This window comes from Aeromonas mytilicola subsp. aquatica, assembly GCF_044336385.1.
Lineage (GTDB): Bacteria > Pseudomonadota > Gammaproteobacteria > Enterobacterales > Aeromonadaceae > Aeromonas > Aeromonas rivipollensis.
Window position 1 is genome coordinate 3,767,288 of the sequence record NZ_CP172298.1, and the last position, 25,573, is coordinate 3,792,860.

The 25,573-nt window shown below is 64.4% G+C and carries 4 protein-coding genes; 1 reads left to right on the top strand and 3 read right to left on the bottom strand.

Features of this window, described 5'->3' with window-relative positions; genetic code table 11:
* Positions 1–93: 93 nt before the first annotated feature.
* Positions 94–1,287 (top strand): multidrug efflux MFS transporter MdtH, encoded by a 1,194-nt coding sequence (mdtH, locus tag ACFWHB_RS17245; RefSeq protein WP_139746124.1) that lies wholly within the window; start codon positions 94–96, stop codon positions 1,285–1,287.
* Between the two features lie 210 nt (positions 1,288–1,497).
* Here the strand turns inward: mdtH and ACFWHB_RS17250 are convergent, their stop codons facing one another.
* The 3 genes from ACFWHB_RS17250 to ACFWHB_RS17260 form a co-directional block, all read right to left on the bottom strand.
* Positions 1,498–22,755 (bottom strand): Ig-like domain-containing protein, encoded by a 21,258-nt coding sequence (locus tag ACFWHB_RS17250; protein WP_395948928.1) that lies wholly within the window; start codon positions 22,753–22,755, stop codon positions 1,498–1,500.
* 222 nt (positions 22,756–22,977) lie between these two features.
* Entirely contained in the window at positions 22,978–24,639 is a 1,662-nt protein-coding gene (locus tag ACFWHB_RS17255; protein WP_106884853.1) for a putative transporter, read from the bottom strand.
* A 117-nt stretch (positions 24,640–24,756) separates the two neighbouring features.
* A complete protein-coding gene (locus ACFWHB_RS17260) occupies positions 24,757–25,392 on the bottom strand; it encodes a PAQR family membrane homeostasis protein TrhA (RefSeq protein ID WP_234570406.1) in 636 nt (211 codons plus the stop codon).
* Positions 25,393–25,573 lie beyond the last annotated feature (181 nt).

Below are 25,573 nucleotides of genomic sequence, written 5' to 3' on the forward strand. Positions count from 1 at the left end.
ATCGTCGCCCTTGGCTCTGTTTGGTGACGGCGCCATTCGGATGATGAGTACACAACAAATAATGTCATCGAAGCAAGCAGGGGTATAAGGGTCATGGTGGAGCGGGCGAGGCGGTTGGGGCGGTGGTTCTTGGCATTGGATTCCCTCTTGGTGATCCTGGGGTTCTTCGTGGTGATGCCCATGATAAGCCTGCGATTCGTGGACCAGCTTGGCTGGGCCGCCGGTGTGGTCGGACTGGCGCTGGGCCTGCGTCAATTGACCCAGCAGGGGCTGGGGGTCTTCGGCGGCTCCCTCGCCGACAAGTTCGGGGCTCGCCCCCTCATCGTCTGCGGCATGTTGCTGCGGGCGCTGGGCTTTGCCAGCCTGGCCTATGCCCAGAGCGGGCTGGAACTCATCGTCTCCTGCATCATCTCGGGGCTAGGCGGCTGCCTGTTCGATCCCCCCCGGGCCGCCCTGGTGATCAAGTTCACCCGCCCGCGGGAGCGCGGCCGCTACATCTCCCTGCTGATGATGCTGGAGAGCGCCGGCGCCGTGGTGGGGGCCCTGCTCGGCAGCTGGCTGCTCAACTTCGACTTTGAATATGTCTGCCTGCTGGGGGCCGGCCTGTTCGTCTGCGCGGCCCTGTGCAACCTGCTGATCCTGCCCCCCTACAAGCTCTCCCTGCGCCCGACGCCGATCCGGACAGGCCTCGGCCAGGTGCTGGCGGACAAGGCCTTCTGCCGGCTGGTGCTGATCCTGAGCGGCTACTACGCGCTCTGGGTACAGGTGATGCTGATCTTCCCCATCCTGGTCAAGCAGATGGCAGGCAGCACCACGGCGGTGGGCTGGATGTATACCCTGGAGACGGCCATCTCCCTGGCTCTGCTCTACCCCCTTGCCCGTTACGGCGAGCGCCACTTCAAGCTGGAAAACCGCCTGATGGCGGGGGTGTTGCTGATGACGGCAGGGATAGGGCTGGTGGCCTTTGCCACCACCTTGCCCGCCGTCTTCATGCTGCTTGCCTGCTTCTATCTCGGCATCGTCATCGCCGAGCCGGCGCGGGAGACGCTCATGACCAAGCTGGCCCAGCCGGGGGCGCGCGGCAGCTACATGGGGTTCAGTCGCCTGGGTCTGGCGCTGGGTGGCATGACGGGTTACGTGGGGGGCGGCGCCCTGCACGACTACGCCATGGCCCAGGGACAACCCTGGCTGCCCTGGCTGGTGCTCGGCACCGTCGGCGTCACCACCCTGCTGCTGCTGGTGAACTGCTTTCAGCGCGATTCCCGTCTGGCCCAGGTCAATGCCTGATCCTTGAGCACCCAATGCGGATGACCCCGGGGCGCCCCTCGTTCGAGTCGGCGCCCTTCTTTTACCCGGCAACACAGGGTCTGCAGCCCCCTCCCCTGACCTGCATACCCCCCTCTTTCCTTCACCCCACTTTCCATCACCCCACAAGCCGAATGACGCACATAAAAAAAGCGGCAGATTGCTCTGCCGCTTTGTGTCCATCTGGCTGGCTTACTTGTCGATATCCAGCAGATTGTTGTTCAACATGTAGTCGATGACCTGGTTGGCCGTGGACCCCGATCCCCCGGTCAGGGTGTCGAAGGTGTGGTTCACCAGCACTATCTCCTGGGTCACCGCTGCCGCGCTGCTCTCTTTCACCTGCAGGTGCACCCCTTCGCTGTCCTGGAACACAGAGAGCAGGCTCTTCAGGGAGCTCTGGTTCTTGCTGCCATCGCTGTCGAGCAGGTCACTCAGATCCAGCTTGTCCCCTTCGGCCTTGGAGAAATCGACCACATAGTCCTTGGCAACGGAGCCTGCGACCGTGTCCCCCTTCAGCCAGGTGAAGGTGTCAGCCCCGGCATCTCCCTTGAGAACGTCGTTGCCAAGCCCACCGATGAGGATGTCGTTGCCCAGCCCGCCACTCAGTATGTCATTGCCGGTCCCGCCATAGAGGGTGTCGTTGCCAGCATCGCCGGAGAGTTCGTCGTTACCTCCCTGGCCGAAGAGGATGTCGTCTCCCAGGCCACCATACAGCTTGTCATGTCCGCCACGAGTATCACCCGCGACATCAAATGACTTGGCATTGGCCTTGATATATTCGTACAGCTCTACGGTGCTGGGGGCATAGCCGTTCTTCAAGGTCAGGAACTGGGTCAAGCCATCCAGTCCCTTGCCATTGACCCAGTCCGTCGGCTTGGCCGGATTGCCCGCCGCGCCCCAGGGCAGATAATCTGTGTTAATGGCATCGCCAAACAGGATGTCGTTGCCTGCGCCGCCCTTGACCGTATCCGAACCAACCTCTGCGGGAGTATTCGTCACCGAGCCACCCACAAGCACGGCCTGGAGATCCTCGGCCTTGGTGATAATGTCGGGTTGACCGATCGGCGGGTACGTCACCTTGCCGAGGTTATCTATCACCAGCGTGGCCGATGTGTTATCCCACCAATCTTCTACATCATTCAATGTAAAGACATAGCGATAATCGCCTGCGGCCAGAGGACCACTGTCGATCATCCCTGTCGTATTTAAAGCACTACCGACATTGACCCAGCTCGAGCCATTCAAACGCTGTAATTGCACCGAGAAACTGTCACCGGAAGAAAAATCGCGATCTGTAGACAAATCAAAGCGGATGCCATTACCTGCAGCGACCGCCAGTGTTGCACTGGTAAAGATCGACGCACCGGAAGAGGCTTTATCAGTCAACTCAATCTTGTCGTTGTCTCTCACAACGGTGCCGGAGCTATCGCCAGCTTTACCCCAACTGCTCGCTCTCCACACACCACTATTACTCGAGAAGTCATTCAGTATTTGCGACTGGCCATATTGACTGCCCGCACCGGTCACCTGGGTATTGTCGAAATACTTCAGGTTACCCTCCGTCACACCGGTACCTATGCCAATCGCCTTGACCTCGCTCAATCCCGACAGAGATGTAAAGGCGTCGATTGCCTTCTGCATGTCGGCATCATTCGTGGTACCACCAGACGAGGAGTCGCCGTTGTGCACAGTGGGATCGCCATCGGTCAGGAAGTAGGTCAGGTTTTCGAATTTCAGGCCTGTCCCGCTACCCGGCTTGGTATTGAACCACTCGGTCGCCTTGATGAAGGCATCCTCGTAGTTGGTCGCCCCATTGGCAGACAGGGTCGTGATCTTGTTGATCAGCGTCTGCAGGTTTGCCGAGTTGAGATCTTCGATCTTCAACATATTGCTGGCCGACCCGGCGAAACCGATCAGCGTCACGTTGACCACGCCATCGTGGCTGGTCAGCTGGTTGGCCAACACTTTCAGTGCATTGATCGTCAATGTCATCCGATCCTGACCTGAACTGGGATTCTGACTCCCATTGAGGCCATATTTCATGCTGCCTGAGGTATCCACAATCAAGGCGACATTGTAATTCTTGCCAGGCTCGACCGACGTCTTGATGCCACCTATATCGCCCAGCAGCACATCATCACCACCGCCGCCATCAACGGTGTTGTCACCATTCGGATTGGCCGGTTTGATCATGAAGCCGGCGTCTGCCTCGGTAAATTTCACTTCACCCGAGATAGGTTGACCATTCATGTCGTACTCTTGCGAGCCCGCCACAACGGTAACCTTGATATTCTGGCTACCGACCGGCAGTTCAACCTGCAGCGACAATTTGCCATCCTGATCCAGCATGCTGGCTGGCACCTTCCAACTGCCGTCAGCCTGCAGAGTACCGCCGGAGACCTCAGTCCCCTGCGGCAGTCCCTTGATGGTCAGCTCGGTAAAGCGCTCGCTACCGTCTGTGTCTATCAAGTCAGCATCTATCTTCAGGGTTGCAAGGTCGGCAACCTTGCTCAGCTGGCCACCCTCAAACTCGTACTTGCCATCTTGAAGATAGAGGGTTTCGACACTGTAGAAGTCATGGTTGGTCACCGCCCCAGTGACGGGGTCTGTATAGACAAGCCGGTAGTCGCAGCTGTTGGGTAAACCGGTCGTGACCAGTTTCAGCGCCTTCATCGAGCCGGGCATGTAGGCAACATCCTGGCCGTCACCACCGTAATAGGAAGTGGTTGCCTTCAGGCTTTGAGAGATGAGCGTGTCGTTGCCCCCATCCCCCTGCAGCTTGACCGAGGACGTTGCATTCTTGCCACCGATCAGAATGTCATCTCCGTCACCGCCAATCAGGTGCTCATTGACGCTGGCCCCACCGATCAGGGTGTCGTTGCCAGCCCCACCGATAGCCTGGAAGCTTGTACCGCTGCCGAACTTGATCGTATCGTTGCCAGCCCCGCCATCTACCCAGGTGCCATTGCTGGAAACCAGATAATCATTCCCCCCGGTCGGGTTCGATGATGGATTTTTGCCTTGCAAGGAGTCCAGGATCTCTTCCACCTTCGCCGCCCCCGGGGTCAAACCGCCACTCACCAGCTCAACCTTGAGTATCACGCCATCAACCACTGGCTTGATATCAATAACGAACTTGGCGTTGTCACTGGAATTGACACCATCGCTGACCTGGTAATCAAAAGCGGCATAATCGCCAAGCTTGTTGCCTGGAGTGCCGCCATTGTTGCCCGCAGCCGAGCTCGACTCATGAAGATCAGGCAAGAACTGCAGCTTGCCTGCATCAATATCCCCCTTGCTGAATGTCAGCCCGCTATTCACCAGAGCCTGTGTCACTGTCTGCCATTTACCGTCAGCATCCTTGTACTGGAGCAAGCCATCGGCTGGCAGTGAGGTGATCCTGATCGACAGCTGAGCATCTGGTGTATCGGCATCGCTGGCCTTGAAATCGCTCCACTTCAGGGAAAGTGGTGTGTCTTCGGCGCCACTGGCGTAGCCGCCGGAAGTGACGGGAACGGCCAATACCAGCGCAGTATCGCTGCCCGGCAGAGAGGTGTTGCCCGCCTTGTCGGTCTGGGTCGCGGTCACCGTCAACGATGTCCCACTGCCCGGCGTCGCCTCAGTCCAGCTGATCATGCCGTTCTGATAGCCATAGCTCTTGCCATTGTTCGATTGCAGCGTGCCATCGGCTTTCAACGTCAGTTCAACCGTATTGCTGACGACACCATTGTTGATGATCAGCGTCACCTTGCCGCCCGCGACCAGATCGGCATGGCTGACCCCGGCACGCACCTGGATCTGATCGTTGCCGATCTCGGTCTTGGTCAGCATCTGGTCGTTGTTGACATCGTCCACGATGACCACGGTCGGCGCACCGGTCGCGGTGGTGTCGCCCATGGTCGCGCTATCGCTGCCCGGCAGGGATTCGTTGCCCGCCGCGTCGACGATGGTGGCGGTCACGGTGAGCTTCACCCCGTCCGCCGGACGGTCAAACTCGTAGCCCACCTTGCCTGCGCTGATGTCGGCATCGGTCAGCACCCGGTCTGCCTGGCCGCTCACCTTGAGGGTGTCACCCGCCTTGGCCTCGGCCGGCAGGCCCACTTCCACGTTCACCTGGCCGCGGATCTCGGTGTTGCTGATGGTGCCGTCGTTGTTGGCATCTTCGGTGATGACCACGGTCGGCGCACCGGTCGCGGTGGTGTCGCCCATGGTCGCGCTGTCGCTACCCGGCAGGGATTCGTTGCCCGCCGCGTCGACGATGGTGGCGGTCACGGTGAGCTTCACCCCGTCCGCCGGACGGTCAAACTCGTAGCCCACCTTGCCTGCGCTGATGTCGGCATCGGTCAGCACCCGGTCTGCCTGGCCGCTCACCTTGAGGGTATCACCCGCCTTGGCCTCGGCCGGCAGGCCCACTTCCACGTTCACCTGGCCGCGGATCTCGGTGTTGCTGATGGTGCCGTCGTTGTTGGCATCTTCGGTGATGACCACGGTCGGCGCACCGGTCGCGGTGGTGTCGCCCATGGTCGCGCTATCGCTACCCGGCAGGGATTCGTTGCCCGCCGCGTCGACGATGGTGGCGGTCACGGTGAGCTTCACCCCGTCCGCCGGACGGTCAAACTCGTAGCCCACCTTGCCAGCGCTGATGTCGGCATCGGTCAGCACCCGGTCTGCCTGGCCGCTCACCTTGAGGGTGTCACCCGCCTTGGCTTCGCCCGGCAGGCCCACTTCCACGTTCACCTTGCCGCTGATCTCGGTGTTGCTGATGGTGCCGTCGTTGTTGGCATCTTCGGTGATGACCACGGTCGGCGCACCGGTCGCGGTGGTGTCGCCCATGGTCGCGCTGTCGCTGCCCGGCAGGGATTCGTTGCCCGCCGCGTCGACGATGGTGGCAGTCACGGTGAGCTTCACCCCGTCCGCCGGACGGTCAAACTCGTAGCCCACCTTGCCTGCGCTGATGTCGGCATCGGTCAGCACCCGGTCTGCCTGGCCGCTCACCTTGAGGGTATCACCCGCCTTGGCTTCGCCCGGCAGGCCCACTTCCACGTTCACCTTGCCGCTGATCTCGGTGTTGCTGATGGTGCCGTCGTTGTTGGCATCTTCGGTGATGACCACGGTCGGCGCACCGGTCGCGGTGGTGTCGCCCATGGTCGCGCTGTCGCTGCCCGGCAGGGATTCGTTGCCCGCCGCGTCGACGATGGTGGCAGTCACGGTGAGCTTCACCCCGTCCGCCGGACGGTCAAACTCGTAGCCCACCTTGCCTGCGCTGATGTCGGCATCGGTCAGCACCCGGTCTGCCTGGCCGCTCACCTTGAGGGTATCACCCGCCTTGGCTTCGCCCGGCAGGCCCACTTCCACGTTCACCTTGCCGCTGATCTCGGTGTTGCTGATGGTGCCGTCGTTGTTGGCATCTTCGGTGATGACCACGGTCGGCGCACCGGTCGCGGTGGTGTCGCCCATGGTCGCGCTGTCGCTGCCCGGCAGGGATTCGTTGCCCGCCGCGTCGACGATGGTGGCAGTCACGGTGAGCTTCACCCCGTCCGCCGGACGGTCAAACTCGTAGCCCACCTTGCCTGCGCTGATGTCGGCATCGGTCAGCACCCGGTCTGCCTGGCCGCTCACCTTGAGGGTGTCACCCGCCTTGGCTTCGCCCGGCAGGCCCACTTCCACGTTCACCTTGCCGCTGATCTCGGTGTTGCTGATGGTGCCGTCGTTGTTGGCATCTTCGGTGATGACCACGGTCGGCGCACCGGTCGCGGTGGTGTCGCCCATGGTCGCGCTGTCGCTGCCCGGCAGGGATTCGTTGCCCGCCGCGTCGACGATGGTGGCAGTCACGGTGAGCTTCACCCCGTCCGCCGGACGGTCAAACTCGTAGCCCACCTTGCCTGCGCTGATGTCGGCATCGGTCAGCACCCGGTCTGCCTGGCCGCTCACCTTGAGGGTATCACCCGCCTTGGCTTCGCCCGGCAGGCCCACTTCCACGTTCACCTTGCCGCTGATCTCGGTGTTGCTGATGGTGCCGTCGTTGTTGGCATCTTCGGTGATGACCACGGTCGGCGCACCGGTCGCGGTGGTGTCGCCCATGGTCGCGCTGTCGCTGCCCGGCAGGGATTCGTTGCCCGCCGCGTCGACGATGGTGGCAGTCACGGTGAGCTTCACCCCGTCCGCCGGACGGTCAAACTCGTAGCCCACCTTGCCTGCGCTGATGTCGGCATCGGTCAGCACCCGGTCTGCCTGGCCGCTCACCTTGAGGGTATCACCCGCCTTGGCTTCGCCCGGCAGGCCCACTTCCACGTTCACCTGGCCGCTGATCTCGGTGTTGCTGATGGTGCCGTCGTTGTTGGCATCTTCGGTGATGACCACGGTCGGCGCACCGGTCGCGGTGGTGTCGCCCATGGTCGCGCTGTCGCTGCCCGGCAGGGATTCGTTGCCCGCCCCGTCGACGATGGTGGCAGTCACGGTGAGCTTCACCCCGTCCGCCGGACGGTCAAACTCGTAGCCCACCTTGCCTGCGCTGATGTCGGCATCGGTCAGCACCCGGTCTGCCTGGCCGCTCACCTTGAGGGTGTCACCCGCCTTGGCCTCGGCCGGCAGGCCCACTTCCACGTTCACCTGGCCGCGGATCTCGGTGTTGCTGATGGTGCCGTCGTTGTTGGCATCTTCGGTGATGACCACGGTCGGCGCACCGGTCGCGGTGGTGTCGCCCATGGTCGCGCTGTCGCTGCCCGGCAGGGATTCGTTGCCCGCCCCGTCGACGATGGTGGCAGTCACGGTGAGCTTCACCCCGTCCGCCGGACGGTCAAACTCGTAGCCCACCTTGCCTGCGCTGATGTCGGCATCGGTCAGCACCCGGTCTGCCTGGCCGCTCACCTTGAGGGTGTCACCCGCCTTGGCTTCGCCCGGCAGGCCCACTTCCACGTTCACCTGGCCGCTGATCTCGGTGTTGCTGATGGTGCCGTCGTTGTTGGCATCTTCGGTGATGACCACGGTCGGCGCACCGGTCGCGGTGGTGTCGCCCATGGTCGCGCTGTCGCTGCCCGGCAGGGATTCGTTGCCCGCCCCGTCGACGATGGTGGCAGTCACGGTGAGCTTCACCCCGTCCGCCGGACGGTCAAACTCGTAGCCCACCTTGCCTGCGCTGATGTCGGCATCGGTCAGCACCCGGTCTGCCTGGCCGCTCACCTTGAGGGTGTCACCCGCCTTGGCTTCGCCCGGCAGGCCCACTTCCACGTTCACCTTGCCGCTGATCTCGGTGTTGCTGATGGTGCCGTCGTTGTTGGCATCTTCGGTGATGACCACGGTCGGCGCACCGGTCGCGGTGGTGTCGCCCATGGTCGCGCTGTCGCTGCCCGGCAGGGATTCGTTGCCCGCCCCGTCGACGATGGTGGCAGTCACGGTGAGCTTCACCCCGTCCGCCGGACGGTCAAACTCGTAGCCCACCTTGCCTGCGCTGATGTCGGCATCGGTCAGCACCCGGTCTGCCTGGCCGCTCACCTTGAGGGTATCACCCGCCTTGGCTTCGCCCGGCAGGCCCACTTCCACGTTCACCTTGCCGCTGATCTCGGTGTTGCTGATGGTGCCGTCGTTGTTGGCATCTTCGGTGATGACCACGGTCGGCGCACCGGTCGCGGTGGTGTCGCCCATGGTCGCGCTGTCGCTACCCGGCAGGGAGACGTTGCCCGCCGCGTCGACGATGGTGGCAGTCACGGTGAGCTTCACCCCGTCCGCCGGACGGTCAAACTCGTAGCCCACCTTGCCTGCGCTGATGTCGGCATCGGTCAGCACCCGGTCTGCCTGGCCGCTCACCTTGAGGGTATCACCCGCCTTGGCTTCGCCCGGCAGGCCCACTTCCACGTTCACCTTGCCGCTGATCTCGGTGTTGCTGATGGTGCCGTCGTTGTTGGCATCTTCGGTGATGACCACGGTCGGCGCACCGGTCGCGGTGGTGTCGCCCATGGTCGCGCTGTCGCTACCCGGCAGGGATTCGTTGCCCGCCGCGTCGACGATGGTGGCAGTCACGGTGAGCTTCACCCCGTCCGCCGGACGGTCAAACTCGTAGCCCACCTTGCCTGCGCTGATGTCGGCATCGGTCAGCACCCGGTCTGCCTGGCCGCTCACCTTGAGGGTGTCACCCGCCTTGGCTTCGCCCGGCAGGCCCACTTCCACGTTCACCTTGCCGCTGATCTCGGTGTTGCTGATGGTGCCGTCGTTGTTGGCATCTTCGGTGATGACCACGGTCGGCGCACCGGTCGCGGTGGTGTCGCCCATGGTCGCGCTGTCGCTACCCGGCAGGGAGACGTTGCCCGCCGCGTCGACGATGGTGGCAGTCACGGTGAGCTTCACCCCGTCCGCCGGACGGTCAAACTCGTAGCCCACCTTGCCTGCGCTGATGTCGGCATCGGTCAGCACCCGGTCTGCCTGGCCGCTCACCTTGAGGGTATCACCCGCCTTGGCTTCGCCCGGCAGGCCCACTTCCACGTTCACCTTGCCGCTGATCTCGGTGTTGCTGATGGTGCCGTCGTTGTTGGCATCTTCGGTGATGACCACGGTCGGCGCACCGGTCGCGGTGGTGTCGCCCATGGTCGCGCTGTCGCTACCCGGCAGGGATTCGTTGCCCGCCGCGTCGACGATGGTGGCAGTCACGGTGAGCTTCACCCCGTCCGCCGGACGGTCAAACTCGTAGCCCACCTTGCCTGCGCTGATGTCGGCATCGGTCAGCACCCGGTCTGCCTGGCCGCTCACCTTGAGGGTATCACCCGCCTTGGCTTCGCCCGGCAGGCCCACTTCCACGTTCACCTTGCCGCTGATCTCGGTGTTGCTGATGGTGCCGTCGTTGTTGGCATCTTCGGTGATGACCACGGTCGGCGCACCGGTCGCGGTGGTGTCGCCCATGGTCGCGCTGTCGCTGCCCGGCAGGGATTCGTTGCCCGCCCCGTCGACGATGGTGGCAGTCACGGTGAGCTTCACCCCGTCCGCCGGACGGTCAAACTCGTAGCCCACCTTGCCTGCGCTGATGTCGGCATCGGTCAGCACCCGGTCTGCCTGGCCGCTCACCTTGAGGGTATCACCCGCCTTGGCTTCGCCCGGCAGGCCCACTTCCACGTTCACCTTGCCGCTGATCTCGGTGTTGCTGATGGTGCCGTCGTTGTTGGCATCTTCGGTGATGACCACGGTCGGCGCACCGGTCGCGGTGGTGTCGCCCATGGTCGCGCTGTCGCTGCCCGGCAGGGATTCGTTGCCCGCCGCGTCGACGATGGTGGCAGTCACGGTGAGCTTCACCCCGTCCGCCGGACAGTCAAACTCGTAGCCCACCTTGCCTGCGCTGATGTCGGCATCGGTCAGCACCCGGTCTGCCTGGCCGCTCACCTTGAGGGTGTCACCCGCCTTGGCTTCGCCCGGCAGGCCCACTTCCACGTTCACCTGGCCGCTGATCTCGGTGTTGCTGATGGTGCCGTCGTTGTTGGCATCTTCGGTGATGACCACGGTCGGCGCACCGGTCGCGGTGGTGTCGCCCATGGTCGCGCTGTCGCTGCCCGGCAGGGATTCGTTGCCCGCCGCGTCGACGATGGTGGCAGTCACGGTGAGCTTCACCCCGTCCGCCGGACGGTCAAACTCGTAGCCCACCTTGCCTGCGCTGATGTCGGCATCGGTCAGCACCCGGTCTGCCTGGCCGCTCACCTTGAGGGTATCACCCGCCTTGGCTTCGCCCGGCAGGCCCACTTCCACGTTCACCTGGCCGCTGATCTCGGTGTTGCTGATGGTGCCGTCGTTGTTGGCATCTTCGGTGATGACCACGGTCGGCGCACCGGTCGCGGTGGTGTCGCCCATGGTCGCGCTGTCGCTGCCCGGCAGGGATTCGTTGCCCGCCGCGTCGACGATGGTGGCAGTCACGGTGAGCTTCACCCCGTCCGCCGGACGGTCAAACTCGTAGCCCACCTTGCCTGCGCTGATGTCGGCATCGGTCAGCACCCGGTCTGCCTGGCCGCTCACCTTGAGGGTATCACCCGCCTTGGCTTCGCCCGGCAGGCCCACTTCCACGTTCACCTGGCCGCTGATCTCGGTGTTGCTGATGGTGCCGTCGTTGTTGGCATCTTCGGTGATGACCACGGTCGGCGCACCGGTCGCGGTGGTGTCGCCCATGGTCGCGCTGTCGCTACCCGGCAGGGATTCGTTGCCCGCCCCGTCGACGATGGTGGCAGTCACGGTGAGCTTCACCCCGTCCGCCGGACGGTCAAACTCGTAGCCCACCTTGCCTGCGCTGATGTCGGCATCGGTCAGCACCCGGTCTGCCTGGCCGCTCACCTTGAGGGTGTCACCCGCCTTGGCCTCGGCCGGCAGGCCCACTTCCACGTTCACCTGGCCGCGGATCTCGGTGTTGCTGATGGTGCCGTCGTTGTTGGCATCTTCGGTGATGACCACGGTCGGCGCACCGGTCGCGGTGGTGTCGCCCATGGTCGCGCTGTCGCTGCCCGGCAGGGATTCGTTGCCCGCCCCGTCGACGATGGTGGCAGTCACGGTGAGCTTCACCCCGTCCGCCGGACGGTCAAACTCGTAGCCCACCTTGCCTGCGCTGATGTCGGCATCGGTCAGCACCCGGTCTGCCTGGCCGCTCACCTTGAGGGTGTCACCCGCCTTGGCTTCGCCCGGCAGGCCCACTTCCACGTTCACCTGGCCGCTGATCTCGGTGTTGCTGATGGTGCCGTCGTTGTTGGCATCTTCGGTGATGACCACGGTCGGCGCACCGGTCGCGGTGGTGTCGCCCATGGTCGCGCTGTCGCTGCCCGGCAGGGATTCGTTGCCCGCCGCGTCGACGATGGTGGCAGTCACGGTGAGCTTCACCCCGTCCGCCGGACGGTCAAACTCGTAGCCCACCTTGCCTGCGCTGATGTCGGCATCGGTCAGCACCCGGTCTGCCTGGCCGCTCACCTTGAGGGTATCACCCGCCTTGGCTTCGCCCGGCAGGCCCACTTCCACGTTCACCTTGCCGCTGATCTCGGTGTTGCTGATGGTGCCGTCGTTGTTGGCATCTTCGGTGATGACCACGGTCGGCGCACCGGTCGCGGTGGTGTCGCCCATGGTCGCGCTGTCGCTGCCCGGCAGGGATTCGTTGCCCGCCCCGTCGACGATGGTGGCAGTCACGGTGAGCTTCACCCCGTCCGCCGGACGGTCAAACTCGTAGCCCACCTTGCCTGCGCTGATGTCGGCATCGGTCAGCACCCGGTCTGCCTGGCCGCTCACCTTGAGGGTGTCACCCGCCTTGGCTTCGCCCGGCAGGCCCACTTCCACGTTCACCTTGCCGCTGATCTCGGTGTTGCTGATGGTGCCGTCGTTGTTGGCATCTTCGGTGATGACCACGGTCGGCGCACCGGTCGCGGTGGTGTCGCCCATGGTCGCGCTGTCGCTACCCGGCAGGGAGACGTTGCCCGCCGCGTCGACGATGGTGGCAGTCACGGTGAGCTTCACCCCGTCCGCCGGACGGTCAAACTCGTAGCCCACCTTGCCTGCGCTGATGTCGGCATCGGTCAGCACCCGGTCTGCCTGGCCGCTCACCTTGAGGGTATCACCCGCCTTGGCTTCGCCCGGCAGGCCCACTTCCACGTTCACCTTGCCGCTGATCTCGGTGTTGCTGATGGTGCCGTCGTTGTTGGCATCTTCGGTGATGACCACGGTCGGCGCACCGGTCGCGGTGGTGTCGCCCATGGTCGCGCTGTCGCTACCCGGCAGGGATTCGTTGCCCGCCGCGTCGACGATGGTGGCAGTCACGGTGAGCTTCACCCCGTCCGCCGGACGGTCAAACTCGTAGCCCACCTTGCCTGCGCTGATGTCGGCATCGGTCAGCACCCGGTCTGCCTGGCCGCTCACCTTGAGGGTATCACCCGCCTTGGCTTCGCCCGGCAGGCCCACTTCCACGTTCACCTTGCCGCTGATCTCGGTGTTGCTGATGGTGCCGTCGTTGTTGGCATCTTCGGTGATGACCACGGTCGGCGCACCGGTCGCGGTGGTGTCGCCCATGGTCGCGCTGTCGCTGCCCGGCAGGGATTCGTTGCCCGCCGCGTCGACGATGGTGGCAGTCACGGTGAGCTTCACCCCGTCCGCCGGACGGTCAAACTCGTAGCCCACCTTGCCTGCGCTGATGTCGGCATCGGTCAGCACCCGGTCTGCCTGGCCGCTCACCTTGAGGGTATCACCCGCCTTGGCTTCGCCCGGCAGGCCCACTTCCACGTTCACCTTGCCGCTGATCTCGGTGTTGCTGATGGTGCCGTCGTTGTTGGCATCTTCGGTGATGACCACGGTCGGCGCACCGGTCGCGGTGGTGTCGCCCATGGTCGCGCTGTCGCTACCCGGCAGGGATTCGTTGCCCGCCCCGTCGACGATGGTGGCAGTCACGGTGAGCTTCACCCCGTCCGCCGGACGGTCAAACTCGTAGCCCACCTTGCCTGCGCTGATGTCGGCATCGGTCAGCACCCGGTCTGCCTGGCCGCTCACCTTGAGGGTGTCACCCGCCTTGGCCTCGGCCGGCAGGCCCACTTCCACGTTCACCTGGCCGCGGATCTCGGTGTTGCTGATGGTGCCGTCGTTGTTGGCATCTTCGGTGATGACCACGGTCGGCGCACCGGTCGCGGTGGTGTCGCCCATGGTCGCGCTGTCGCTGCCCGGCAGGGATTCGTTGCCCGCCCCGTCGACGATGGTGGCAGTCACGGTGAGCTTCACCCCGTCCGCCGGACGGTCAAACTCGTAGCCCACCTTGCCTGCGCTGATGTCGGCATCGGTCAGCACCCGGTCTGCCTGGCCGCTCACCTTGAGGGTGTCACCCGCCTTGGCTTCGCCCGGCAGGCCCACTTCCACGTTCACCTGGCCGCTGATCTCGGTGTTGCTGATGGTGCCGTCGTTGTTGGCATCTTCGGTGATGACCACGGTCGGCGCACCGGTCGCGGTGGTGTCGCCCATGGTCGCGCTGTCGCTGCCCGGCAGGGATTCGTTGCCCGCCCCGTCGACGATGGTGGCAGTCACGGTGAGCTTCACCCCGTCCGCCGGACGGTCAAACTCGTAGCCCACCTTGCCTGCGCTGATGTCGGCATCGGTCAGCACCCGGTCTGCCTGGCCGCTCACCTTGAGGGTGTCACCCGCCTTGGCTTCGCCCGGCAGGCCCACTTCCACGTTCACCTTGCCGCTGATCTCGGTGTTGCTGATGGTGCCGTCGTTGTTGGCATCTTCGGTGATGACCACGGTCGGCGCACCGGTCGCGGTGGTGTCGCCCATGGTCGCGCTGTCGCTGCCCGGCAGGGATTCGTTGCCCGCCCCGTCGACGATGGTGGCAGTCACGGTGAGCTTCACCCCGTCCGCCGGACGGTCAAACTCGTAGCCCACCTTGCCTGCGCTGATGTCGGCATCGGTCAGCACCCGGTCTGCCTGGCCGCTCACCTTGAGGGTATCACCCGCCTTGGCTTCGCCCGGCAGGCCCACTTCCACGTTCACCTTGCCGCTGATCTCGGTGTTGCTGATGGTGCCGTCGTTGTTGGCATCTTCGGTGATGACCACGGTCGGCGCACCGGTCGCGGTGGTGTCGCCCATGGTCGCGCTGTCGCTACCCGGCAGGGAGACGTTGCCCGCCGCGTCGACGATGGTGGCAGTCACGGTGAGCTTCACCCCGTCCGCCGGACGGTCAAACTCGTAGCCCACCTTGCCTGCGCTGATGTCGGCATCGGTCAGCACCCGGTCTGCCTGGCCGCTCACCTTGAGGGTGTCACCCGCCTTGGCTTCGCCCGGCAGGCCCACTTCCACGTTCACCTTGCCGCTGATCTCGGTGTTGCTGATGGTGCCGTCGTTGTTGGCATCTTCGGTGATGACCACGGTCGGCGCACCGGTCGCGGTGGTGTCGCCCATGGTCGCGCTGTCGCTACCCGGCAGGGAGACGTTGCCCGCCGCGTCGACGATGGTGGCAGTCACGGTGAGCTTCACCCCGTCCGCCGGACGGTCAAACTCGTAGCCCACCTTGCCTGCGCTGATGTCGGCATCGGTCAGCACCCGGTCTGCCTGGCCGCTCACCTTGAGGGTATCACCCGCCTTGGCTTCGCCCGGCAGGCCCACTTCCACGTTCACCTTGCCGCTGATCTCGGTGTTGCTGATGGTGCCGTCGTTGTTGGCATCTTCGGTGATGACCACGGTCGGCGCACCGGTCGCGGTGGTGTCGCCCATGGTCGCGCTGTCGCTACCCGGCAGGGATTCGTTGCCCGCCGCGTCGACGATGGTGGCAGTCACGGTGAGCTTCACCCCGTCCGCCGGACGGTCAAACTCGTAGCCCACCTTGCCTGCGCTGATGTCGGCATCGGTCAGCACCCGGTCTGCCTGGCCGCTCACCTTGAGGGTATCACCCGCCTTGGCTTCGCCCGGCAGGCCCACTTCCACGTTCACCTTGCCGCTGATCTCGGTGTTGCTGATGGTGCCGTCGTTGTTGGCATCTTCGGTGATGACCACGGTCGGCGCACCGGTCGCGGTGGTGTCGCCCATGGTCGCGCTGTCGCTGCCCGGCAGGGATTCGTTGCCCGCCGCGTCGACGATGGTGGCAGTCACGGTGAGCTTCACCCCGTCCGCCGGACGGTCAAACTCGTAGCCCACCTTGCCTGCGCTGATGTCGGCATCGGTCAGCACCCGGTCTGCCTGGCCGCTCACCTTGAGGGTATCACCCGCCTTGGCTTCGGCCGGCAGGCCCACTTCCACGTTCACCTTGCCGCTGATCTCGGTGTTGCTGATGGTGCCGTCGTTGTTGGCATCTTCGGTGATGACCACGGTCGGCGCACCGGTCGCGGTGGTGTCGCCCATGGTCGCGCTGTCGCTACCCGGCAGGGATTCGTTGCCCGCCCCGTCGACGATGGTGGCAGTCACGGTGAGCTTCACCCCGTCCGCCGGACGGTCAAACTCGTAGCCCACCTTGCCTGCGCTGATGTCGGCATCGGTCAGCACCCGGTCTGCCTGGCCGCTCACCTTGAGGGTGTCACCCGCCTTGGCCTCGGCCGGCAGGCCCACTTCCACGTTCACCTGGCCGCGGATCTCGGTGTTGCTGATGGTGCCGTCGTTGTTGGCATCTTCGGTGATGACCACGGTCGGCGCACCGGTCGCGGTGGTGTCGCCCATGGTCGCGCTGTCGCTGCCCGGCAGGGATTCGTTGCCCGCCCCGTCGACGATGGTGGCAGTCACGGTGAGCTTCACCCCGTCCGCCGGACGGTCAAACTCGTAGCCCACCTTGCCTGCGCTGATGTCGGCATCGGTCAGCACCCGGTCTGCCTGGCCGCTCACCTTGAGGGTGTCACCCGCCTTGGCTTCGCCCGGCAGGCCCACTTCCACGTTCACCTGGCCGCTGATCTCGGTGTTGCTGATGGTGCCGTCGTTGTTGGCATCTTCGGTGATGACCACAGTCGGCGCACCGGTCGCGGTGGTGTCGCCCATGGTCGCGCTGTCGCTGCCCGGCAGGGATTCGTTGCCCGCCCCGTCGACGATGGTGGCAGTCACGGTGAGCTTCACCCCGTCCGCCGGACGGTCAAACTCGTAGCCCACCTTGCCTGCGCTGATGTCGGCATCGGTCAGCACCCGGTCTGCCTGGCCGCTCACCTTGAGGGTGTCACCCGCCTTGGCTTCGCCCGGCAGGCCCACTTCCACGTTCACCTTGCCGCTGATCTCGGTGTTGCTGATGGTGCCGTCGTTGTTGGCATCTTCGGTGATGACCACGGTCGGCGCACCGGTCGCGGTGGTGTCGCCCATGGTCGCGCTGTCGCTGCCCGGCAGGGATTCGTTGCCCGCCCCGTCGACGATGGTGGCAGTCACGGTGAGCTTCACCCCGTCCGCCGGACGGTCAAACTCGTAGCCCACCTTGCCTGCGCTGATGTCGGCATCGGTCAGCACCCGGTCTGCCTGGCCGCTCACCTTGAGGGTATCACCCGCCTTGGCTTCGCCCGGCAGGCCCACTTCCACGTTCACCTTGCCGCTGATCTCGGTGTTGCTGATGGTGCCGTCGTTGTTGGCATCTTCGGTGATGACCACGGTCGGCGCACCGGTCGCGGTGGTGTCGCCCATGGTCGCGCTGTCGCTACCCGGCAGGGAGACGTTGCCCGCCGCGTCGACGATGGTGGCAGTCACGGTGAGCTTCACCCCGTCCGCCGGACGGTCAAACTCGTAGCCCACCTTGCCTGCGCTGATGTCGGCATCGGTCAGCACCCGGTCTGCCTGGCCGCTCACCTTGAGGGTATCACCCGCCTTGGCTTCGCCCGGCAGGCCCACTTCCACGTTCACCTGGCCGCTGATCTCGGTGTTGCTGATGGTGCCGTCGTTGTTGGCATCTTCGGTGATGACCACGGTCGGCGCACCGGTCGCGGTGGTGTCGCCCATGGTCGCGCTGTCGCTACCCGGCAGGGATTCGTTGCCCGCCGCGTCGACGATGGTGGCAGTCACGGTGAGCTTCACCCCGTCCGCCGGACGGTCAAACTCGTAGCCCACCTTGCCTGCGCTGATGTCGGCATCGGTCAGCACCCGGTCTGCCTGGCCGCTCACCTTGAGGGTATCACCCGCCTTGGCTTCGCCCGGCAGGCCCACTTCCACGTTCACCTTGCCGCTGATCTCGGTGTTGCTGATGGTGCCGTCGTTGTTGGCATCTTCGGTGATGACCACGGTCGGCGCACCGGTCGCGGTGGTGTCGCCCATGGTCGCGCTGTCGCTGCCCGGCAGGGATTCGTTGCCCGCCGCGTCGACGATGGTGGCAGTCACGGTGAGCTTCACCCCGTCCGCCGGACGGTCAAACTCGTAGCCCACCTTGCCTGCGCTGATGTCGGCATCGGTCAGCACCCGGTCTGCCTGGCCGCTCACCTTGAGGGTGTCACCCGCCTTGGCTTCGCCCGGCAGGCCCACTTCCACGTTCACCTTGCCGCTGATCTCGGTGTTGCTGATGGTGCCGTCGTTGTTGGCATCTTCGGTGATGACCACGGTCGGCGCACCGGTCGCGGTGGTGTCGCCCATGGTCGCGCTGTCGCTACCCGGCAGGGAGACGTTGCCCGCCCCGTCGACGATGGTGGCAGTCACGGTGAGCTTCACCCCGTCCGCCGGACGGTCAAACTCGTAGCCCACCTTGCCTGCGCTGATGTCGGCATCGGTCAGCACCCGGTCTGCCTGGCCGCTCACCTTGAGGGTGTCACCCGCCTTGGCTTCGCCCGGCAGGCCCACTTCCACGTTCACCTTGCCGCGGATCTCGGTGTTGCTGATGGTGCCGTCGTTGTTGGCATCTTCGGTGATGACCACGGTCGGCGCACCGGTCGCGGTGGTGTCGCCCATGGTCGCGCTGTCGCTACCCGGCAGGGAGACGTTGCCCGCCGCGTCGACGATGGTGGCAGTCACGGTGAGCTTCACCCCGTCCGCCGGACGGTCAAACTCGTAGCCCACCTTGCCTGCGCTGATGTCGGCATCGGTCAGCACCCGGTCTGCCTGGCCGCTCACCTTGAGGGTATCACCCGCCTTGGCTTCGCCCGGCAGGCCCACTTCCACGTTCACCTTGCCGCTGATCTCGGTGTTGCTGATGGTGCCGTCGTTGTTGGCATCTTCGGTGATGACCACGGTCGGCGCACCGGTCGCGGTGGTGTCGCCCATGGTCGCGCTGTCGCTACCCGGCAGGGATTCGTTGCCCGCCGCGTCGACGATGGTGGCAGTCACGGTGAGCTTCACCCCGTCCGCCGGACGGTCAAACTCGTAGCCCACCTTGCCTGCGCTGATGTCGGCATCGGTCAGCACCCGGTCTGCCTGGCCGCTCACCTTGAGGGTATCACCCGCCTTGGCTTCGCCCGGCAGGCCCACTTCCACGTTCACCTGGCCGCTGATCTCGGTGTTGCTGATGGTGCCGTCGTTGTTGGCATCTTCGGTGATGACCACGGTCGGCGCACCGGTCGCGGTGGTGTCGCCCATGGTCGCGCTGTCGCTGCCCGGCAGGGATTCGTTGCCCGCCCCGTCGACGATGGTGGCAGTCACGGTGAGCTTCACCCCGTCCGCCGGACGGTCAAACTCGTAGCCCACCTTGCCTGCGCTGATGTCGGCATCGGTCAGCACCCGGTCTGCCTGGCCGCTCACCTTGAGGGTGTCACCCGCCTTGGCTTCGCCCGGCAGGCCCACTTCCACGTTCACCTGGCCGCGGATCTCGGTGTTGCTGATGGTGCCGTCGTTGTTGGCATCTTCGGTGATGACCACGGTCGGCGCACCGGTCGCGGTGGTGTCGCCCATGGTCGCGCTGTCGCTACCCGGCAGGGAGACGTTGCCCGCCGCGTCGACGATGGTGGCAGTCACGGTGAGCTTCACCCCGTCCGCCGGACGGTCAAACTCGTAGCCCACCTTGCCTGCGCTGATGTCGGCATCGGTCAGCACCCGGTCTGCCTGGCCGCTCACCTTGAGGGTATCACCCGCCTTGGCTTCGCCCGGCAGGCCCACTTCCACGTTCACCTTGCCGCTGATCTCGGTGTTGCTGATGGTGCCGTCGTTGTTGGCATCTTCGGTGATGACCACGGTCGGCGCACCGGTCGCGGTGGTGTCGCCCATGGTCGCGCTGTCGCTACCCGGCAGGGATTCGTTGCCCGCCGCGTCGACGATGGTGGCAGTCACGGTGAGCTTCACCCCGTCCGCCGGACGGTCAAACTCGTAGCCCACCTTGCCTGCGCTGATGTCGGCATCGGTCAGCACCCGGTCTGCCTGGCCGCTCACCTTGAGGGTATCACCCGCCTTGGCTTCGCCCGGCAGGCCCACTTCCACGTTCACCTTGCCGCTGATCTCGGTGTTGCTGATGGTGCCGTCGTTGTTGGCATCTTCGGTGATGACCACGGTCGGCGCACCGGTCGCGGTGGTGTCGCCCATGGTCGCGCTGTCGCTACCCGGCAGGGATTCGTTGCCCGCCCCGTCGACGATGGTGGCAGTCACGGTGAGCTTCACCCCGTCCGCCGGACGGTCAAACTCGTAGCCCACCTTGCCTGCGCTGATGTCGGCATCGGTCAGCACCCGGTCTGCCTGGCCGCTCACCTTGAGGGTGTCACCCGCCTTGGCCTCGGCCGGCAGGCCCACTTCCACGTTCACCTGGCCGCGGATCTCGGTGTTGCTGATGGTGCCGTCGTTGTTGGCATCTTCGGTGATGACCACGGTCGGCGCACCGGTCGCGGTGGTGTCGCCCATGGTCGCGCTGTCGCTGCCCGGCAGGGATTCGTTGCCCGCCCCGTCGACGATGGTGGCAGTCACGGTGAGCTTCACCCCGTCCGCCGGACGGTCAAACTCGTAGCCCACCTTGCCTGCGCTGATGTCGGCATCGGTCAGCACCCGGTCTGCCTGGCCGCTCACCTTGAGGGTATCACCCGCCTTGGCTTCGCCCGGCAGGCCCACTTCCACGTTCACCTGGCCGCTGATCTCGGTGTTGCTGATGGTGCCGTCGTTGTTGGCATCTTCGGTGATGACCACGGTCGGCGCACCGGTCGCCTGGGTATCAGTGGCCGCGCTGTCGCTGCCGCCGGTGCCCTTGTTGCCCACCAGGTCGGTGTAGCTCTCCGGCTTGACGGTCACACTGGCGGTGCCGGTGAAGTTCGCATCCGGGGTGAAGGTCGCGCTCCAGGTCTTGCCGCCATCGGCGGTGGTGAGGTTGCTGACGGTGCCGCCCACCACGTCGAGGTCGCTCAGGTCAAACCCGGTCACCTGCTCGCTGAAGGTGAAGGTCACGGGGCTGGTCTCGCCCGCGATGATCTGGCTGTCGACGATGTTGACCAGCACGCTCGGGCCCTGGGTGTCCACACTGTAGCCTTCGCTGCCAGTCGCAGTGGCGCTGTTGCCCGCCGCATCGGTGCTGGTCACGCTGGCGTCGATCACCTTGTCACCATCCGCCACCAGATCCGCTCCCGGCACCTTGATGCTGAAGGTCTTGTCGGCCAGCACTTGGCCGGTGAAGGTCTTGCCGTTCACCGTCAGGGTGACGGTGTCGCCCACCTGGACGTCGCCACCCACGCGACCGGTGACCGGGATCTGCTGACCCGCTTCGGTGGCGTTGATGACGTCGTCGGCGGTGATGTCGCCATCGAGCTTGATGGCGAGGTCTACCGGCGCCGTGGTGTCGAGCAAGGTGGTGTCATCACGGGCATCAGCGCGGTTGCCCGCCGCGTCGGTGACGCTGGCCTCGACGGTCAGGCTGCCATCCGCCAGACCACTCAGGTCCGCGGTGGTGCTGTAGTTGCCATTGGCATCAGTGACGGCGGTGACGGTCACCTTGTCGCCGTTGGCATCGGTGATCACCAGGGTCACGGTGCGGTTGGCACCGACATCGGAGGTGCCGCTGATGGGCGCGTCGGCCACATTGCCCGCGTTCACGTCATCCAGGCTCACCGTGATGTTGGCGGTGGTGTCCACGCTGCCATCATCGGCGGCAGTGCCGGTATTGCCGGCAGGATCGGTCACGCTGGCAGTCACGTCATAGCCGCCATCCGGCAGGGGGGTGACCACATTAGAGCTGTAAGTCCCATCCGGCTGAACTGTGGCCGTCAGGGTCTGCTGGTTGCCATTGGCATCGGTCACCACCAGGGTCACTGTGCTGCCAGGGGCGGCATTTGTGGTGCCCGTGATGGTCGGGGTGCTGTCGTTGGTGTTGTCCGGCCCAGTCACAGTGACAGAAGGCGCCGTGCTGTCCACGCTGCCATCGTCGGTGGCGGTGCCGGTATTGCCGGCGGGGTCTGTCACGCTGGCGGTCACGTCATAGCCGCCGTCCGGCAGAGGAGTCTCCACATCCACGCTAAAGCTGCCATCCGGATTGACAGTGGTGATCAGAGTCTGCTGGTTGCCGTTGGCATCGGTCACCACCAGGGTCACTGTGCTGCCGGGAGCGGCATCCGTGGTCCCGGTGAGGGTCGGGGTGCTGTCGTTGATGTTGTCCGGCGCGGACACAGTGATGGTGGGTGCGGTGAGATCGAGGAGCTCATCCTCGTCATCCTGCGCTTCGACCAGCGGAGCGGCATCATCCGGATTGGCGGAATCAAAGCCAGCGCTGGAGATGGTGGCATCACCGGTTCTGTCGATGGTGATGAAGCCACCGTTGCCGCTGGCACCAGCAACGCCGCCTACGTTGCCCGCAGCGGGTGCCCCGCCCGCCGCCGACGCTTCAAATGCCTGGGTCGGGTCTGTCCCCGCCAGAATCGCCTGCTGCAGGGCGGCGATGTCGTCAGGTACATCCCCCTGTGCCAACTGGGACTCTTCAGACTCGGGAGTGTTGCTCGGGCTCAGGGTAAAGGTGGTCTCCCCCCCCTGGAAGCTGGCCCCTTCAGGAGCGAGCAATACTGCATCCTTGGGCAGCACATCGCCTTCAGAAAGAAGCGTCTGGCTCCCGTCAGCGGCAACCAGGTAGACTTTGCCTTGCAATTGGGTAACGACGACATCCTGATCCAGTACGATGCTCTTGCTGCTCATGGTTTCTCCTGAAATATCAATGGGCATAGATTTCCAGCCTCCAATGTGCCCGTTAGTCCGACCAGATACCAGTGAGAAAAATCGAACGAACAGACCGAAATGAGGCTTGGATTCGCGCCGAAAACGAAGGGTGTTTGACGGGGAATAAAATTAGTTAAATCAATAGCATCAAAAATGACAGAACGAAGATGGGAGCCTTATTGGCTCCCATTTCACGTCGATTCAGGCCCCGGCCCAGAGCAGGATGGCCAGCAGTTGGGGAGAGATGATCCGCAGGAACATCACCAGGGGGTAGACGGTCGCGTATGACAGGGCGCTGGCGCCACTGGTGGGGTGCATGCCGTTGGCGAAGGCCAGGGCGGGAGGATCCGTCATGGAGCCGGCCAGCAGGCCGCACAGGGTGAGGTAATTGACCTTGCCATAGTGGCGCGCCAGCACCCCGACCACCAGCAGCGGTATAAGGGTGATCGCCACGCCGTACATCATCCAGGCGGGACCATCCCCGTTGATCAGGGTGTCGATGAAGCCGGCCCCTGACTTGAACCCCACCACAGCCAGGAATAGCACTATGCCTATCTCCCGCAGCGCCAGGTTGGCGCTCGGAGGCATGAACCAGTAGAGCTTGCCGATGCTGCCGATGCGCGACAGTATGAGGGCCACCACCAGGGGGCCGCCCGCCAGACCCAGCTTGAGGGCCGCCGGGAATCCCGGCAGATAGAAGGGAATGGAGCCGAGCAATACACCCAATCCAATGCCGATGAAGACCGGCAGCATCTGCACCTGCTGCAGTTTTTGCTGGACGTTGCCGACCACGCTGGTCACGGCTTCGATGGCATCGAGCCGCCCCACCAGGTTCAGGATGTCGCCAAACTGCAGGCTGGTCTGGCTGGTCGGGACCAGCTCGATGCCGGCCCGGTTGAGGCGCGAGATGACCACATCGTATTTCTGCTTGATGTCGAGATCCCGGATCCGCTTGCCGAGCACCTGCTCATTGGTGACCACCACCCGCTCGACCCGCAGATCCGTGCCCCGGGTAGAGAGGGAGGTATCCACCTCCTCACCGAGCACCAGCAGCACCTTGTGCAGGGCGTGGCGCTCCCCCACCAGGTGCAGCAGATCGCCGAGCTCGATGCGAGAGTCGGGCTTGGGCACCATCAGTTCGTCACCCCGCTTGAGGCGGGAACAGATGACATCGGCCTCGTCCAGGCTCGGGATCTCGCCAAGCATCAAGCCGTGCATGTTGGGGTTACGCACCGCGATATTGATGGTTTGCAGGCTCTCCTTGGTCTTACCCGCCTGTTGCTCGAACGCGGCTGCTTCTTCGTCGATCTTGACGTGAAAGAACATGCGAATGAGCCACATGGTGAGCAGGATGCCGCAGATCCCGAACGGGTAGGCCACCGCATAGCCCATCCCCATCAGGCCGGTGGAGCCCGGATCCGCCCCAAGCTCGGCCAGGATCTGCTGACCCGCCCCCAGCGAAGGGGTGTTGGTCACGGCACCGGAGAAGACCCCGAGGATCACCGGCAGCGGCACGTCAAACAGCTGGTGCAGCGCCGCGGCCACCACGCAGCCGAGCAGCACCAGCAGGGCGGCGAAGCCATTGAGCTTGAGCCCCGAGCTGCGCAGGGAAGAGAAGAAGCCGGGACCGACCTGGATGCCTATGGTGTAGACGAACAGGATCAGACCAAATTCTTGAATAAAATGAAGTGTTTGCTCATCCAGCTTCAGGCCGGATAGCCCGGCAAAATGACCCACTATGATGCCGCCGAACAGCACACCGCCAATTCCCAAACCAACGCCATAGACTCGCCAGTTTCCCAGCCAGAGTCCCAGCACCGCCACCAGCGACAACATGCTGATGGAAAGCGCGATCTCACTCATTTTTGCATCCTTTCCAAGCTGAACTGGCACTAGCTTGTCAGCAAACGAAGGGGGCAACTGTGGGATGCCGCACGAATTCAGGCTTTGATGGGTGCAAAAATACCAATTAAGGGCTAGTCAGGCGACATAGCCATAGATGGCCACAAAGTGACAGAGGCTCCCCCCCAGCACGAACAGATGCCAGATGGCGTGGTTGTAAGGGATCTGCCTGGCCATGTAGAAGATGGTGCCCAGGCTGTAGATGAGCCCGCCAAGCCCCAGCAGCAGGAGCCCGGTGCCATCCAGATGGAGGTAGAGCTGATAAACGACCACCAGGGACAACCAGCCCAGCATCAGATAGGTGAACAGAGACAAGCGCTTGAAGCGATTGATGAACAAGAGCTTGAATACCACCCCGGCCAGGGCCAGCCCCCAGATCACCACCATCAAGCCCTGCGCCAGCGGGGTATCGAGCGCCACCAGCAGGAAGGGGGTGTAGGTGCCGGCGATCAGCAGGTAGATGGCGCAGTGATCAAGCAGCTTGCACCGGCGTCTGGCCACCGCCGAGCCCATGCTGTGGTAGAGGGTCGAGGCGAGATAGAGCAGCACCAGGCTGGAGCCGTAGAGGCCGTAGCTCAGCAACGCCTGGGGCCCCTGATCCCAACCCTTGTGCAGCAGCAGGATAAGGCCGATGATCCCCAGCAGCAGCCCCAGCCCGTGGCTGAGACGATTGGCCCACTCTTCCCGTGGGGAATACCCCGTCACATCCGTCATCACTACCTCCAGCCAAGATCCGATCCACTCTAGCGGCCGACGTTTCAGGCTACAAGTGTTAGCTCAAAATAAACAGGGTCTGCCCAGGGGGAGCCTCGGCGTCAGGAGGTGGCTGTTCCCCCCGCCCCTTTGGTGTATGCTCTGCGGCCGACGCCACCCGCGCAGATGGCCGTGTCTGTCC